The following is a 15,228-nucleotide window of genomic DNA, read 5'->3' as shown; positions in this document are numbered from 1 at the left end:
CACGCGCCACTTCTTCGTCCCCCGTATCGCGTGCCCCGGGTAAAAATCATCCGGGCCTTTTTCGGTCGTTCTCTTGATCCGTTCCCTGCATTTCCGTCGGCCGTCCCATGGAATTCGGCCAGGGGTCCGCCGGGTGTTCCGGCGGCTGTCCGGCGAATTCACCGGACGCACACAACCGCACCACGGCTATTTCGGCCAGAGCACCTCCCGCCGGAGTGCGCGGGACACCCGCTCTTGTGATCAGTCGGCGGCGCTGGTTAGCGTACGCCCGTCGCCCCGGCGAAATCCGCCGTATTCCCCGCGTGGTGCGGCGGTCGTGAAATCCACTCCTTCTCGCCCGGCGGGACGTGGGTCCGGCGAAGGGACGGGTATGCCTGGGGGCATCGAGGACGGCCGCCTGTGGTGGCAGCGTGCGGTGGCCCGCGGATTCGATCCCGTGCCCGCGCCCGACGGGCCGGTGGCGCTGGTGCGCGGCGGCCGGGTGCTGCCCGGTCCCGAGGCGCCGGCCGCGCTGCCCGCCGGCGGGCTCGGGGTGCTGCTGCCCACCTATGTCGCCCGCTGCGGCCCGGCCGAACAGCGCACGGCGCTGCGGCACTTGCTGACCGCGCTCGCCGAAGTCCGCGCGGCCCGCCCGGAGCTGCCGCTGACGCTCTGGCTCGGGATGCAGTACGGCCCGGGAGAACTGGCCGAGGCGGTGCGCCGGTTGCGCGCGCTGACCGGCCCCGGGGCCGGGGACGAGACCGGGGCCGTGCGGGCGGGCGCGGCCGCACCCGCCCCGCCGGACGTGGTCGGCTTCGCGCTGCCCGGTCCCGGGAAGATCCGCACCGTCAACGCGGCGCTGCGGCTGGCCCGGCCGCTGGGGCACACGGGCTGGCTGTGGACCGACGACGACGTACGGCTGGCGCCGGGGTGTCTGGTCCGGCTCGTCGACCGCTTCCTGGAGCGCGGCGCCACCGGCGCCGTCGGCGCGCACCTGTCCGCCCTGCCGCGCGCCTCGGCCGCCGCCCTCACCATGGACCGCGTCTCCCGGGTGACGGCGCCGCCCGCACCGTATCCGGCGGCGGCCTGCATGCTCGTGGCCGCCGGCGTCCTGGCCGGGGGCATCCCGGCCCGCCGGCTCGCGGACGACGGCCATGTGCTCTTCGCCCTCCTGGACCCGGCCGCGCCCGATCCGTGGCACGACCTGGAGGTGCTGCCCGAGGCGCGGGGCTCCTTCTACCGGGTGGGCCGCGCCCACGACACGCTGCGGCGGCTGCGCCGCTCCCTGTACAGCCATGTGACCTGCACGGCCGACCACCCGTGGCCCGCCGCCCGCGTCTACCTCACCGAGGTCCTCTTCCACGGCCTGTGGCCGCTGGCGCCCTGGGACGGCTCCGGCGGACGGGTGCGGGGCGCGAAGCGGTGGGCCGCCAAGGCGGTGCAGGCGGCCTGGTTCTGCTCGGTCGCCGCGAGCCTGGCCGTCCGCGGCGCCCTGGGCCGCCCGCTGCGGCACGTGCCGTGGGGCGACGACGGCGACTTCCGCAGCCCGGCGGCCGAGGGGCGGCCCGGGGCCGTACCGGCGGCCGGGCACTGACACAGGACGGCCGCGCGGCGCGGCCCGGGAAGGAGACTGCGGTGCGGGCAACGGCACAGGGGGATCCGGCGGTGACCGTCATCCTGCCGCACTACGACTGCGCGGCCTATCTGGGCGCCGCCGTCGCCTCGGTCCTCGGCCAGGACCGGCCCGATCTGCGGCTGGTCGTGGTCGACGACTGCACGCCCGGCGAGAGCTGGACCGAGGCGCTGCGCCCGTACACCGGCGACCCCCGCCTCCACGTCCTGCGCGCCTCCCGCAACGTCGGGCATCTGCGCCTGAAGAACGAGGTGCTGCGCCGGGTGGACACCCCCTACGTGGCCTTCCAGGACGCCGACGACATCAGCATGCCGGACCGGCTGCGCCACCAACTGGCCCTGCTGGAACGGGACCGGGCCGATCTGGTCGGCTGCGCCTACGAGTACATCGACGCCGAGGGGCACGGCTCGGGGCGGCGCCGGATGCCCCGCAACGGCAACCTGTGGCTGCGGCTGGGCCGCTCGACCGTCCTGCTGCACCCCTCCAGCGTGGTGCGCCGCGAGGTGCTCGAACGGCTCGGCGGCTTCGACGGCACCGTGCGGCTGGGCGCCGACACCGACTTCCATCTCCGGGCGGCCCGGCTGTTCCGGCTGCGCAGCGTGCGCCGTGTCCTGTACCGCTACCGGATCTGGCCCGACTCCCTGACCCAGGCGCCGGACACCGGGTTCGGCTCCGCGCGGCGCCGGGCCTACACCGAGGCCATGAACGCGCAGGAGGCCCGCCGCCGCGCCGCCCGCACCCGCGAGGAACTGCTGCCGCTGCTGGTCGCCCCGCCCAACGACGTCGAGTTCACCCTGCACCCGGTGGCACCGGCCGGATGAGCACGCGGACGAGCACCGTGAGCGCGGCGGACTTCACCGTGGTCGTGGCGGCGCCCGAGGGCGACGCCGAGCCCGCCCTGCGGTCCGTGGCCCGGCAGTCGCCGCCGCCCGCCGCGGTCGTCCTGGTCACCGGGGGCGGCCCGGAGCCGGGAAAGGGCGAGGTGCGCCCGGTCCGCGCGGCCCCCGGTGCGGCGGGCGACGCCTGTACGGCGGCGGCCCGCGCGGCGCGCACACCGTACGTGGCGTTCCTCCAGGGCCGGGACGAGGTGCTGCCGGGCTGGCTGGAGCAGTTGGCGCGGGCGGCGGCCGAGGACGCGGCCCTGATCGAGTGCGGTGTGCTGCGGCTGCGGGAGAGCGGTCTGATCGACGGCATCACGCTGCCGCCGGAGGTGCCCGGCCGGGCCGACGTCGCCTACGCGGTGCGCCGCGACCTGCTCGGCGAGCCGGACGGACCGGTGCGCGGCGGCGGCCGGTACGCCAGGGTCACCGTGCCCCGGCTGCTGGTGCGCCGCCGCACCGGCGAGGGCGCGGCCACCGGCGCGGCGGCCCGTGCCGCGCGCGCCGACGTCCTGCGCGCCGCCTCCCTGGGCTCGCGCGCCGTCGAAGGGGACAGCGAGCCGCCCCGGCCGGGCCGCCGCCCCGAACTGGTCTCGGTCGTGCTCCCGGTGCGCGACGGCGCGCTCACGCTGCCCGCCCAACTGGACGCCCTCGGCCGCCAGACGTACCAGGGGCCCTGGGAGGTCCTCGTCGTCGACAACGGCTCGGCGGACGGCACCCGCGAGGTGGCCCGCGCCGCGCGTGCGGTGCTGCCCGCGCTGCGGATCGTGGACGCCCGCGACCGGGCGGGCGAGAGCTACGCCCGCAACCGCGGGACCGCCGAGGCGCGCGGCGATCTGATCGCCTTCTGCGACGCCGACGACGTGGCCGCCGAGGGCTGGCTCGCGGCGCTGGCCGCGGCGGCGCCGGACGCCGCGCTGATCGGCGGCAGCCTGGACACCGCCCTGCTCAGCCCCGCCCACGCCGACGAGCAGCCGCTGCCGATGACCGCGCAGACCGACTTCCTGCCCTTCGCGCGCGGCGCCAACTGCGCGGCGTGGAAAGAGGTGCTGGACGCCGTCGGCGGCTGGGACGAGAACTATGTGGGCGGCGGCGAGGACATGGACCTGTCGTGGCGGGTCCGGTTGTCCCACCACCGGCTCGGCTACGCCCCCGACGCCCGGATGCACTACCGGCTGCGCGCCGAACTGTCCTCCCTGGCCCGGCAGAAGTGGAACTACGGCCGCTCCGGCGCACGTCTGTACGACGCCTACCGGCACGCCGGGTTCCGGCGCCGCGACGGCGCCACGGTCCTGATGAACTGGTCCTGGCTGCTGCTGCACTCCCCCGACCTCGCCCGCTCCCCCGCCCTGCGCCGCCGCTGGGTCCGCTACGGCGCCCGGCTCGCCGGCTTCCTGGCGGGCAGTGTGGAGCAGGGGGTCGCCTATCTGTGAGCGCGGGGGCGGGCCCGGCTGCTCAGGTGCCGGGGGCGCCCTGCCGGGCCGTGTCGATCAGGGCGCGCAGACAGGCCATGAACTGGCGGTGCGTGCCGCCGTCGTCCTCGCTCTGGAGGATGGTCGCGAAGTACTGGCTGAGGGCGGCGCCCACGGCGGCGCCGACGACCGCGTTCATCGGGTGGTCGGCGGGCAGCCCGGTGGCGGCGGTCAGCGCGGGGCCCGTGATGCGTACGGCCTCGGTGATCTGGCTGCTGCCGTGCGCCCGGAGCGCCGGGTTGGCCTCGTACATCGCGGTGAGCAGCGTGACGAGTTCCGGGTCCAGGGCGTCGGCCTCGCCCAGCAGCCAGGTGTCGACGACGTCGAGGAACCCGGAGTCGGGCCGGTCCTTGAAGACGGTGGTGAGCCGGGCCGCGACCTCGTCGGGCACGGACAGGGCGATGTCGTGCTTGGAGGGGAAGTACAGGGAGACCGTCCGGGGTGCGACGTCGGCCGCCTCGGCGATGTCGGCGATGGTCGTGCCGTCGTAGCCCTGCTCGGCGAACAGGCGCATGCCCGAGCGCCTGATGGCCTCCCGCCGTCTCGCCTTGCTGCGCTCCCGGTGGGACGCCCTCGTCTCGCCGCTCATGGCCGTAGCGTAGTCGCAGCGGCGGCGCGGGCGGCCGGGCGCCGGGCGCCACCGGTGCGGTCCGGCGGGCGGGACCCGCGCGGCGCGGCGGCCGGCGGTGCCGCCCGCCGCCGCGCCGCACGGCGCTCCCGCCCGCTACTCCTCCGGAGCGATCCGGGCACCGGAGTCGCGATCGGTCACGAGGATCGCCTCCATGGGGCAGGACTCGGCCGCGTCGACCAGTTCCGGCGCGGGCGCGGTGATCTCCGCCTCCGGGCGCGAGGCGCCGTCGCGGATCCGGAAGCGCCCGGGTGCGACGCCCGCGCAGATGCCGGTGGCCATGCACGCCTTCTCGTCGACCCGCACCCGCCATGCCTCCTCGTCCGGTCCCGGGGCCGGTGCCGGTGCGCCGCGCTCCCGCAGGCCGTCCCGGGCGGTCATGACGGGTCCCAGGTCACGAGCATCTTCTGCAGGCCCTTCACCCCGGCGCCCGTCTTCCACACGAAGTCCTCGCCGGTGCCGGCCGGGCGCAGGCCGGGCAGCCGTCCCAGCAGGGTGCGCAGGGCCACCTGTAGCTCCATACGCGCCAGTTGGGCGCCCAGGCAGTGGTGGGGGCCGTGGCCGAAGCCGACGTGCGACGCCTCCTGGCGGGTGAGGTCGAGCCGCTCGGGACAGCTGTAGACGGCGGTGTCGCGGTTGGCGGACGCGTTGGAGGCGACGACCGGTTCGCCCGCGCGCACCACGCCGCCGCTCAGCTCGACGTCCTCCAGGGCGTAGCGGGCGACACCGCCGCTGCCCAGGGGCACGAACCGCATCAGCTCCTCCACGGCCTGCGGCACGAGGTTCAGGTCGGCGCGGAGCCGGGCCAGCTCGGCGGGGTGCTCGAACAGCGTGTACACGAAGTTGGGGATCTGGCTGGCGGTGGTCTCGTGCCCGGCGACCAGGACGCTGACGCCCATGGCGACCAGCTCCTCCTCGGAGAGCCGGTCCTGCTCGTCCCGCGCCGCCACCATCACGCCGAGCAGGTCGTCGCTGGGCTCCTTGCGCCGCTCGGCGACCAGCGCGGCCATGTAGTCGGACAGCTCGTCGGCGTAGCGCTCGACCTCTTCGGGGGTGAAGCGCGTGGTCGACAGCAGGGCGTCCGACCAGAGGCGGAACCGGGTGCGGTCCTCGACGGGCACGCCGAGCAGTTCGCAGATGACCGTGACGGGCAGCGGGAGCGCGAAGTCGGCCACCAGGTCGGCGGGCGCGCCGCGTCCGGTCATCGCGTCGACGAGCCCGTCGGAGATCGTCTGGGCCCGTGCCCGCAGCGCCTCGACGCGGCGCGCGGTGAACGCCTTGGCGACCACCCGCCGCAGCCGGGTGTGCTCGGGCGGGTCGAACGCCAGGATGTTGCCGGGCAGACCGCGGTGGTAGCGCGTCCTGGGCTCGTCCCGGGCCGTCGCCTCGGCCCGGCTGAACCGGGCGTCGCCCAGGACGGTCTTCACGTCCTCGTACCGGGTCACCAGCCAGGCGGGCTCGCCGTGGGCCAGGCGCACCGGGCACAGCGGCTCGCTCTCGCGCAGTTCCTCGAAGCGCGGCTCGATGAGCAGTTCGTCGGTCTCCTGGAAGGGGAACGGGTGAGGATCGCTGATGGCCATGAGGTGCCGCCTCTCGTGGGGGAAACCATCTGCAAGGGCTCTCCGCACGGGCGCGGGGGCGGTGGTCCCGCCCGTTGTACGCGTCCTGTCGTGCCTGGTCGTACGCGGTCCGGGCGGGGCGCCCTGTCCGCCCCGCGGCCGCCCGGAGCATCACATTTCGTCCTTGTTCGACCGTAGGCAATCGTGCAGACGGATGCAATATTGCTTTCGGACGCATCTTGGTTGGCCGTATCCGGACCGGTGGGCCGCCGCGGTGTCCGGAGACCGACGGCGGCGGGCGCGCCTTCGGCACGTAGGGTGTGCGGATCCGATCGAACGAGAACAGGCGGCCGGGCGGCCCGTCCGCGGCGTGTCCCGAGGACCGTCGCGGGCGCCGGGGAAGCGGGAGCGACGTGACCGAGACCGAGACCAGGGCCGAGACCGCCACCGCGCCGGCCCCCCTGCTCCTGGACGACGGCCGGCCCGCCGCCGCTGCCTGGTCCCTCGACCCGGCCCTGCTGCACCTCAACCACGGCTCCTTCGGCGCGGTCCCGCTCGTCGCGCAGGAGCGGCAGAGCGCGCTGCGGGCCGAGATGGAGCGGGCGCCCGTCGTGTGGTTCCCGCGCCTGCCCGGACGGATCGCCGCCGCCCGGGGCGCGATCGCCGGCCATCTGCGCACCGACGCCGCGGACCTCGCGCTGGTGCCGAACGCCAGCGCGGGCGCCAGCGTCGTCTACGCGGCCCTGGCCGAGCGCCCCGGCGGGGACGTCGTCGTCACCGACCACGGCTACGGCGCCGTCACCATGGGCGCCGAACGCCTCGCCCGCCGCTGGGGCCGCCGGGTGCGCACCGCCCGGGTGCCGCTGGCCGCCGGTGCCGACCAGGCGTACGAGGCGGTCACGGCCGAGGCCGACGACGGGGTCGCGCTCGTGGTGCTGGACCAGATCACCTCCGCGACGGCGCGCGGGATGCCGGTGGAGCGGATCGGGGCGGAGCTGGCCCGGCGGGGCGTGACGCTGCTCGTGGACGGCGCGCACGCGCCCGGCCTGCTCGCCGCCCCGCTGGACGGGCTGGTCTGCGACGCCTGGGTCGGCAACCTCCACAAGTGGGGCTGCGCGCCCCGCGGTACGGCGGCGCTGGTCGCCCGCGGTCCGCTGCGCGACCGCCTCCACCCGCTGATCGACTCCTGGGCCGCGCACGAGCCGTTCCCGGACCGCTTCGACCAGCAGGGCACCCTGGACGCCACCGGACCGCTCGCCGCGCCCGTCGCGCTGGACTTCGTCGAGCACACCTGGGGCTGGGCGGCGGCCCGCCGCTACATGGACGAACTGGCGGAGTACGGCGCCCGGGTGATCGGCGCCGCGTTCGCCGGATCCGCGGCCGGGGTGCCGAGCGCCGACGTCGGCATGCCCGTGCCCGGCATGCGCCTGGTCAGGCTGCCCGAGCCGCTGGGCACCAGCCGGCTCGCGGCGGACGCGCTGCGCGACCGGGCCCCCGCCGAACTGGGCGCGGAGACGGCCTTCACCAGCTTCGACGGCATCGGATACCTGCGGGTGTCGGCGCACGTCTACAACACACCGGCCGACTACGACCGCTTCGCCGAGTCCTGTGTGCCGGTGGTGTGCGCATGGGCGCGGCGGGCCCCGGCACGGAGCTGACCGGCCCTGCCGCACGGGCCGCCCGGCGCCGGACGCGGGGCGCGCCTGGTCACAGGGACGGGCGGCCCCGGCGGAAAAAGATCGATCCGGGGCGCCGGCCGTGCAACCCGGGCCGCGCGCGGCCCGTCTTCCCGGTCGATCGCGAAGCGGCGGCCGTGGGGGCCGTCCGCCGGTCCGCACGGACCGCCAGGTCGGGCGATCGGTTCAGGGGGATCCCGTCATGCGTTTCCGTTCCTTCAGGTTCCCGGGCAGCTCCGCGGGCGTACGCGGCGCGGCGGCCGTCACCGCGCTCCTGGCGGCGGGCACGCTGCTGGCCGGTGCGGGCCAGGCCGCCGCGGTCAGGGGCGGCGGTCCGGCCAAGGCCGCGGACCAGCCGTACACCATGCTCATCGAGCTGAACGGACAGCAGTTCTGCGGCGGCACCCTGGTGGCACCGACCAAGGTGCTCACCGCCGGGCACTGCGTCCAGGACGCCGGGAAGCTCTCCGCGCTGCGCGTGATCGGCGGCCGGACGCAGGTGAACGGCACCGACGGCACCGTACGGCGGGTGAAGTCCGCGCGGATGGACGCGCACTACACCTCCCCCGGCCTCGCCCACGACGCGGCCGTGCTCACGCTGGACCGGGCGATGCCCTACCGGCCGATCCCGGTGGCCGGGCCGCGCGACGCCGCGCTGGTCGCCTCCGGCAGGAAGGCGCTCGTGCTGGGCTGGGGGCGCACCGGCCCCGGCGTCTCGGCGACCCGGCTGAAGCAGACGCAGCTGGTCCTCTCCCCGCTCACCGGCTGCCGCCCCTACACCGACGAGGACACCGACCCCGGGGCGATGCTGTGCGGGACGCCCCGGCGCGGCACCGCCGACAGCGTGTGTCCGGGCGACTCCGGCGGTCCGCTGGTCAGCGGCGGCAAGGTGGTGGGCATCGTGTCGGCGGGCAACAAGTACTGCGACGGCCAGTACCCGGTGTCGGTCTTCGTCCGCACCGACTCGGTCGCGGCCGGGCTCGGACTGAAGACCGCCTGACCCAGGACGTCCCGAGCCGGGTGGTCCCCTCGCCCCCCTTCGAGGGGTCCGCCCCCCCAACTCCCTTACGCGCTCTGGCGTTTCACCGCGCGCAGGGGCACGCTTGCGCGCGGTGTGCCGCAGGGGCACTCCGGTGACGAAGGCGGGGCGAATGAGACCGATCAGCCGTAGGGGCTTCGTGGGGTTCGGCGCGACCGTGGCGGCGGGCGTGGCGCTCGGCGCCGGCCAGCGCCCGGCGTACGCGGCCGGGCGGGCGGCGACCGGCACCGTCAAGGACGTACGGCACGTGGTGATCCTCATGCAGGAGAACCGCAGCTTCGACCACTACTTCGGGCGGCTGAAAGGGGTGCGCGGCTTCGACGACCGCAGCGGAGTGCCGCTGCCCGGCGACCGCTCGGTCTTCGAGCAGCCAGGCGGCACCGGCCGCCAGTACCCGTGGAAGCTCAGCGCCACCCCCGCGGCGGGCGGCAAGGACGGGGAGACGCTGGCCCAGTGCAGCGGCGACCTGCCGCACTCGTGGACCTCGCAGCACGCGGCGTGGAACAAGGGCCGCATGGACAACTGGGTGGCGGGCGTGGGCAATGTGCGCTCGCTCGGCTATCTGGACCGCACCGACATCCCCTTCCACTACGCGCTCGCCGACGCGTACACGGTCTGCGACGCCTACTTCAGCTCCGCCCTCAGCGCCACCGGCCCCAACCGCACCTACCTGTGGAGCGGCAAGGTCGACGCCGCCAGCTACGACGGCGGCGACGAGACGGGGCTGACCTGGCAGAACTACGCCGAGGCGCTCCAGGCGGCCGGGGTGAGCTGGAAGGTCTACCAAAACGCGCAGGACAACTACGGCGACAACGGCTGCGCCTACTTCAAGAAGTTCACCGACGCCCCGGCCACCGATCCGCTGCATGTGCGGGGCATGTCGTCCGTGCCACGGGTCACCGGCTCCACCCCGGACGACATCGCCGCCGCCATCAAGGCCGACGTGCTCGCCGGCACCTTGCCGCAGGTCTCGTGGGTGGTGCCCAACCAGGCGTTCTCCGAGCACCCGTACTCCACGCCGGGCGACGGGGCGCACTTCGTCCACCTCGTCCACCAGGCGCTGGCCGCCGATCCTGATGTCTTCGACTCCACCGTGCTGTTCCTCAACTACGACGAGAACGACGGCTTCTTCGACCATGTGCCGCCGCCGTCGCCGCCCGCCGGGACCCCCGGTGAGTTCCTGAACGGGGTGCCCTACGGGCTCGGCTTCCGGGTGCCGATGATCGTCGTCTCGCCCTGGACCCGGGGCGGCTGGGTGTCGTCGGAGGTCTTCGACCACACCTCGGTGCTGCGGTTCCTGGAGACCTGGACGGCCGCGCTCGGCACGCCCGCCAAGTGCCCGAACATCAGCGACTGGCGGCGCACCGTCTGCGGGGACCTGACCGGCGTCTTCGACTTCGCCCACCCGGTCACCGGGCCGGTCTCGCTGCCCGCCACGAGCGTCATCGGCTACGCCACCTGCGGCCCGCTGCCCAACCCGGTGCCGACCACCAACGCCCGGCCCGCGCAGGAGCCCGGCACCCGCCCGGCCCGCGCGCTGCCGTACCAGCCCAACGGGTACCTGGACCGGTTCGAGTATCTGGCGAACGGCCAGATCTACGCCTGGTGCGTCATGGCCAACCAGGGCGCGCCCGCCACCCGGGCGGCGCACTTCTCCCTCCAGCCGGTGGCCTACCGGGAGTCCACACCCTGGCAGTACACGGTCGGCGCGGGCGGCACCGCCTCCGACTTCTTCAACATCGGGCCCGCCTACGGCGACGGGAAGTACGACATCGTCATGCTGGGCCCCAACCGCTTCCAGCGGCGCTTCCGGGGCAACGCGATGACGGCGGGCCGGCAGGCCGAGGTCCGCACGCGGTACGCGGTCGAGCCCGGCACCGGCAAGCTCGCCATCTGGTTCGCGATGACCAACTCCGGTTCCGCGCCGGTGACGTTCACCATCACCTCCGACCACTACCGCGGCGACGGCCCCTGGCGCTACCGGGTCGCCGCCGGGGCCACCGCGGAGGACTTCTTCAACGCGGTGGCGTTCCAGAACGGCTGGTACGACTTCACGGTCACCGTCGACTCCGACGCGGCGTGGTCGCGGCGCTTCACCGGTCATCTGGAGACGGGCGCCCCGAGCGTCAGCGGGTGACGCGGGAGTGCGGTCCGTCCCCGGGGACGGACCGCACCGCCGGCCACGGCGCGGGCCGTCTCAGCCGCAGCGGCCCGTGGGCCCGGCCCGGGTCACCACGTCGGTCCTCCCGGTCGTCGAGTCCAGCCAGATCACCTGACTGCCACCCGGGGCGGAGGCCCCGGTCTGCGCGCCCCGGTTGCAGGACACCCGTCCCAGCCGGGTGCCGGGCGCGCCCGGGGTGCCGTTCGCGGCGAACTGGTAGAGCTTGGGGGTGGATTCGTTGCGGATCACGGTGTCGGGAAGGTAGGTGCCGACGACCGCGGCGTCCTCGGAGACCGCCAGGTCGTAGGCGTTCAGGGCGTCCGGGCCGCTGCCCGGACTGAGGTCGGCCACGTCGGAGCCGTCGAGGGCGGCACGGCGCAGCGTCGTCGCGTTCGCGTCCAGGCCTTCGTCGAGCAGCCAGAAGACATGGGTGCCGTTGAGGGCCGTGGGGCCGAGGGACGTGGAGCCGTCGTACCGCTGGACCGCCCGGTCCTCGCCGGTCGCCACGTCCGCTACGCGGGTGGTCCAGGCGTAGGTGGCGGCCAGTCCCACCCGGCTCATGTCCTGGTAGGCGACCTTGCCGTGGCTCACCGAGGACCCGTGCGCGCGGTGGTAGGTGCCGCCGCCGACGGCGTGTTCGTCCTGCGGGTCCTTGAGGCTGAGGTAGACGATGCCGCTGCGGCCGCCGTAGGTGTAGTAGTCGAAGGCCACCACGTCGCCGTCGACGCCCGTGGCGCCGCCCACGCTGCGGCCGTGCCACAGGGTGCGGACCGGGCCGCCGGAGAGCGAGCGGGCGAGGATGTCGACGCCGCCGGGTCCGTGCGCCTGCCACACCACCGTCCTGCCGTCGGTGGCGGGCCTGGTGTGGTAGCGGCCGTCGTTGGGGCTCATCAGCCTGGGCTGCCCCTTGCCGTCGGCGCGGCCCGCCCACACCGAGTACGGTTCCGAGCCGTCCTCGTTGGACCTGGACGCCGCCCACCAGCCGCCGCCCGCGCCCAGCTCGGTGCCGGACGTGTTGATCCCGCCGAGCAGCACCTGGCTGTCGTTGCCGAGGGCGAGTTCCCAGCCGGGCACGATGCCGTGGGCGATGAAGGCGCCCTTGAGCTTCTTCAGTCGCGCCGCGCCGGTGCCGAGGTCCTTGGCGGCGGCGAGCACGGCCGCGCGTCCCTCGGTGAACCCGTCGAGCGGGGTGAGGTATCGGGTGAGCGCCCGGTAGACGATCCGGTCGGTGGCGGCGGCGCCCAGCTCCCTGCGGGCGTCCCACAGGGCGCCGCCGAAGATGGTCGAGTTGAGGTGGACGCCGCCGTTGTCGTTGAGGAAGTCCACGCCGACGAACGAGCCGGTGGTGGTGCGGCCGTCGTCGAGGTCGCGGGTCGCGCACGCGCGGGGGCCCTTGGTCCGGCAGAGCCGTTCGCCCAGGAGCCCGGAGTCCGGGTCGTCGGCGGGGATGCCGTACACGGACGCCTCGATGGTGTTGCCGAAGTAGTCGGCGATGGCCTCGTTCAGCGCGCCGGACTGGCCCGCGTACATGAGGTTCGCGGTGTGCGCGATCACGCCGTGGGTCATCTCGTGCCCGACGACGTCCAGGGCGGCGGAGAACGGCAGGTACTCCTCGTCACCGCCGCCGTAGACCATCTTCTGGCCGTCCCAGAAGGCGTTGGCGTACGGCGTTCCGTAGGAACCGGTCACCCCCACCAGGGAGTTGACGGTCATGCCGTGGCCGTCGAGGCTGTCGCGGCCGTGCTCGGCGCGGAAGTAGTCGTAGACCCGGCCGGCGGCCCAGTGCGCGTCCACGGCGCCCGAGGCGGTGGCGTCGGCGCCGAACGCGGGCACCGGGGAGCTGAACTCCCTGATGCCGTCGGGCCAGGTGCCGCTCGTGTCGGCGACTTCCCTGCCGCGGGCGTCCCAGGTGGACAGGACGCCGTAGTGGTAGTCGTCCTGGGGGATGCGGGTGCTGTCGCGCAGCACATAGGTGCCCTCGGTCTCGTCGTGCTCGATGTCGAGGGGGACCTCGGTCCCGTCGAGCCGGACGCCGGTGCCCTTCTCGGCGGCGGCGAGCGGCCGGGCGGCCGGGGTGCGCGGCACCGGACGGGCAGCCGCGCGGGCGGCCGGGCGGGCGGCGCCGAAGGTCTGGACGCCGCTGTACTGGAGGACGGGGTAGCCGGCGCGGGCGTCGATGTAGACCTCGCGCACCACGGGCGCGCCGTCCGCCGGACCGGTGCCGCGCACGGTGATGTGCCGGGTCAGGACGCCGGGGCCGGCGGGCAGGACGACCAGGCCGTGGTCGGTGCCGTGCAGCAGGTCCGCCGGGTCGGTGCCGGGCGCCGCTGCGGGCCGTCCGGCGAAGTGGTGGTCGTCGAGGTCGCCGAGGACCGCGTCCACGGCCCGCTCCACGGCGAGCGCGGAGCCGATGCCGTCGGTGGTGCCGGTGGTCAGCCCCGTGAAGTACTTCCCCGAGGTGCCGGTGACGGTGCGGCGGCCGTCGTGGTTCTCCATCCGGACGACGTACTCGCCGCCCAGGACGGGGACGCCCCGGTGGCGCTGCCGCAGCCGGACGGTCTCCTCGCCGTGGGCGCCGACCGTCCCGCCGGGCACCAGGTCGTGCCGGGCGTCGGGGATCCGGTAGCGGTCCCGCCGCTGGTCCAGGTAGGCGCGGGCGGCGTCCGCCGCGCTGTCCTCGGCAGGTGCCGGCTCGCGGATGCCGCTCACCAGGGCGGGTGTCGCCGTGGCCCGTCCGGCGGTTTCTGCCGGGCCCGGCGGTCCGGCGGCTCCGGTCGCCGCCGCGGCGGCCGGGGCCAGCGAGACGACGAGTGCGGCGGCACCGAGCAGTGCCGCCGCACTCGTCCACGGGCCGCCGGGCCGTGTTCTTCCTCCGGCTGCGCGGCCGGTTCTTCTCCCAGGGTGACGCACGGTCTCCCCAACCCCCCTCGTCGGCGGTGCCGTCGGCCGAGCGCCGTCCGGCAAGGCGCCATCGAAGCGGCCGGAGGGGCGCGGCATCAACGGGCGGCGTCCGGCGGCGGCGACTTCCGGACGGGGCCGCCGGGTCCGGCCGGGGCTCGGGGGCGGGCCCGGTGAGCTGCTGCTGCGCGGGTGCGGGCGGGGAGCTGTCCGGCGGGGCCGGTGCCCCGGCTTTCGACCGGTTCTCGGCGCACCGGGTCAGCTGTGGCTGACGGTGAGTCCGTAGAAGGCGACCCGGGCGCCCTTCGTGGTGCTGTCGGAGGAGGACTGGTTGTAGGAACCGGCCTTGAAGTACTGCTTGTACTGCTGGAACGAGGACGGGACGGCGTAGTGCGTGGTGCTGTCGTTCACGGTCAGGTCGATGGTGTCGCCGCCGGTGACGGCGATGGTGTAGCGCCAGGTCTTGCCGGTGGGGACGTGTCCGACCGGGTGGAGGGTCTGGCCGCCCGAGGGGGAGTCCTCGGTGCCGAGGACGATGTCGCCGCCCGCCCGGTAGTACAGCTCCACCAGCGGCTTGGTGGAACTGCCGCCGCTGCCGAGGTGGATCTGTCCCACGCACACGTTGGACGTCACGGAGACCACGCGCAGGGTGGCGCTCAGCCGGTGGGTGCCGCGCAGCGGCCAGTCGGCGGCGCCGCCGCCCCGGTTCATCTCGCGCAGTTCGGAGCGGGCGTAGTGGGAGTTGGGCGTGGTGACGCCCTTCTCGGAGGCCCAGAACGTCATCGCGCCGTCGCGGGTGTCGGTGTAGAAGTACGCGTCCTGGTAGCCGTCGCGCCCCTTCAGGCGCGCGGAGGAGATGGTGGTCGGGGAGCCGGGTGAGCCGACCGGCTCCTGGAGCTGCCAGGTGGACAGGTCGAAGTTGCCGCCGGGCGCGACCTTGGGATCGGCGGCGTCCGCACCGCCCGTGCCGAGGACGGACAGGACGGCGGTGAGCGCCGCGACGGTCGTGGCGGCGATGGTCCGGGAACGCTGGGATGACGTCATGGGGGTTCCTGCCGGGTGGGGGGAGACGGGGAGTCATGGTCGTGGAGTTCAGCGGGCTGAACGTTGACCGTGTACGTGGACTTCCGGTGCTCCGGGAACCTAAGGGCCCGCGCCCGGCCCGTCAAGGCGTGCGGCACGAAGGCCCCCCGGCGCCCGGACGCCCGGTCCCGCGTTCCGTGCGCTGTGCGCGCCGCGCGGAAGGCACTTGGTACAGGCCAAAGTGCGCCGGGGCGGACACCGGGGCTCCGGCGCCGCCCCACC

11 protein-coding genes are annotated in these 15,228 nt (G+C 74.9%); 6 read left to right on the top strand and 5 right to left on the bottom strand.

Annotated elements, in window-relative coordinates:
* The first annotated feature begins 370 nt into the window (after positions 1-370).
* The 3 genes from R4Z62_RS32215 to R4Z62_RS32205 are packed head-to-tail and all read left to right on the top strand — an operon-like array spanning position 371 to position 3,923.
* Complete coding sequence (locus R4Z62_RS32215) at positions 371-1,573, top strand: glycosyltransferase family A protein (RefSeq protein WP_491521642.1); 1,203 nt, start codon at positions 371-373, stop codon at positions 1,571-1,573.
* A gap of 41 nt (positions 1,574-1,614) precedes the next feature.
* Entirely contained in the window at positions 1,615-2,433 is an 819-nt protein-coding gene (locus tag R4Z62_RS32210) for a glycosyltransferase family 2 protein (protein WP_064536913.1), read from the top strand.
* Positions 2,430-3,923, top strand: coding sequence for a glycosyltransferase family 2 protein (locus R4Z62_RS32205; RefSeq protein WP_491521641.1), 1,494 nt, complete (start codon positions 2,430-2,432; stop codon positions 3,921-3,923). Before R4Z62_RS32210 ends, R4Z62_RS32205 begins: the two co-directional genes overlap by 4 nt.
* 22 nt (positions 3,924-3,945) lie before the next feature.
* On the opposite strand, the gene R4Z62_RS32200 is transcribed toward R4Z62_RS32205, so the two are convergent.
* The 3 genes from R4Z62_RS32200 to R4Z62_RS32190 form a co-directional block, all read right to left on the bottom strand.
* On the bottom strand, positions 3,946-4,551 hold the full coding sequence (locus R4Z62_RS32200; protein ID WP_237305494.1) for a TetR/AcrR family transcriptional regulator: 606 nt from the start codon (positions 4,549-4,551) through the stop codon (positions 3,946-3,948).
* A 135-nt stretch (positions 4,552-4,686) separates the two neighbouring features.
* Complete coding sequence (locus tag R4Z62_RS32195) at positions 4,687-4,971, bottom strand: ferredoxin (RefSeq protein ID WP_382848946.1); 285 nt, start codon at positions 4,969-4,971, stop codon at positions 4,687-4,689.
* A complete protein-coding gene (locus tag R4Z62_RS32190) occupies positions 4,968-6,170 on the bottom strand; it encodes a cytochrome P450 (protein ID WP_491521640.1) in 1,203 nt (400 codons plus the stop codon). Before R4Z62_RS32190 ends, R4Z62_RS32195 begins: the two co-directional genes overlap by 4 nt.
* A 392-nt stretch (positions 6,171-6,562) precedes the next feature.
* Here R4Z62_RS32190 and R4Z62_RS32185 point away from each other — a divergent pair, with 392 nt between their 5' ends.
* The 3 genes from R4Z62_RS32185 to R4Z62_RS32175 all read left to right on the top strand — a co-directional run bounded on the left by R4Z62_RS32185 (position 6,563) and on the right by R4Z62_RS32175 (position 11,001).
* Complete coding sequence (locus tag R4Z62_RS32185; protein ID WP_491521639.1) at positions 6,563-7,807, top strand: aminotransferase class V-fold PLP-dependent enzyme; 1,245 nt, start codon at positions 6,563-6,565, stop codon at positions 7,805-7,807.
* 220 nt (positions 7,808-8,027) lie between these two features.
* Complete coding sequence (locus R4Z62_RS32180) at positions 8,028-8,825, top strand: S1 family peptidase (RefSeq protein WP_382848938.1); 798 nt, start codon at positions 8,028-8,030, stop codon at positions 8,823-8,825.
* 151 nt (positions 8,826-8,976) lie between these two features.
* Complete coding sequence (locus tag R4Z62_RS32175; protein WP_491521638.1) at positions 8,977-11,001, top strand: phosphocholine-specific phospholipase C; 2,025 nt, start codon at positions 8,977-8,979, stop codon at positions 10,999-11,001.
* Positions 11,002-11,061: 60 nt separating this feature from the next.
* Here the strand turns inward: R4Z62_RS32175 and R4Z62_RS32170 are convergent, their stop codons facing one another.
* Both R4Z62_RS32170 and R4Z62_RS32165 read right to left on the bottom strand, forming a co-directional pair.
* Positions 11,062-13,734 (bottom strand): M4 family metallopeptidase, encoded by a 2,673-nt coding sequence (locus R4Z62_RS32170; protein ID WP_491521637.1) that lies wholly within the window; start codon positions 13,732-13,734, stop codon positions 11,062-11,064.
* Between the two features lie 447 nt (positions 13,735-14,181).
* Complete coding sequence (locus tag R4Z62_RS32165; RefSeq protein WP_491521636.1) at positions 14,182-14,967, bottom strand: polysaccharide lyase family 7 protein; 786 nt, start codon at positions 14,965-14,967, stop codon at positions 14,182-14,184.
* Positions 14,968-15,228: the final 261 nt, after the last annotated feature.

It is taken from the genome of Streptomyces sp. PL-25 (assembly GCF_058344915.1).
The sequence above is the reverse complement of the archived record's forward strand: the minus strand, read 5'-3'. Positions and strand labels throughout refer to the sequence as shown.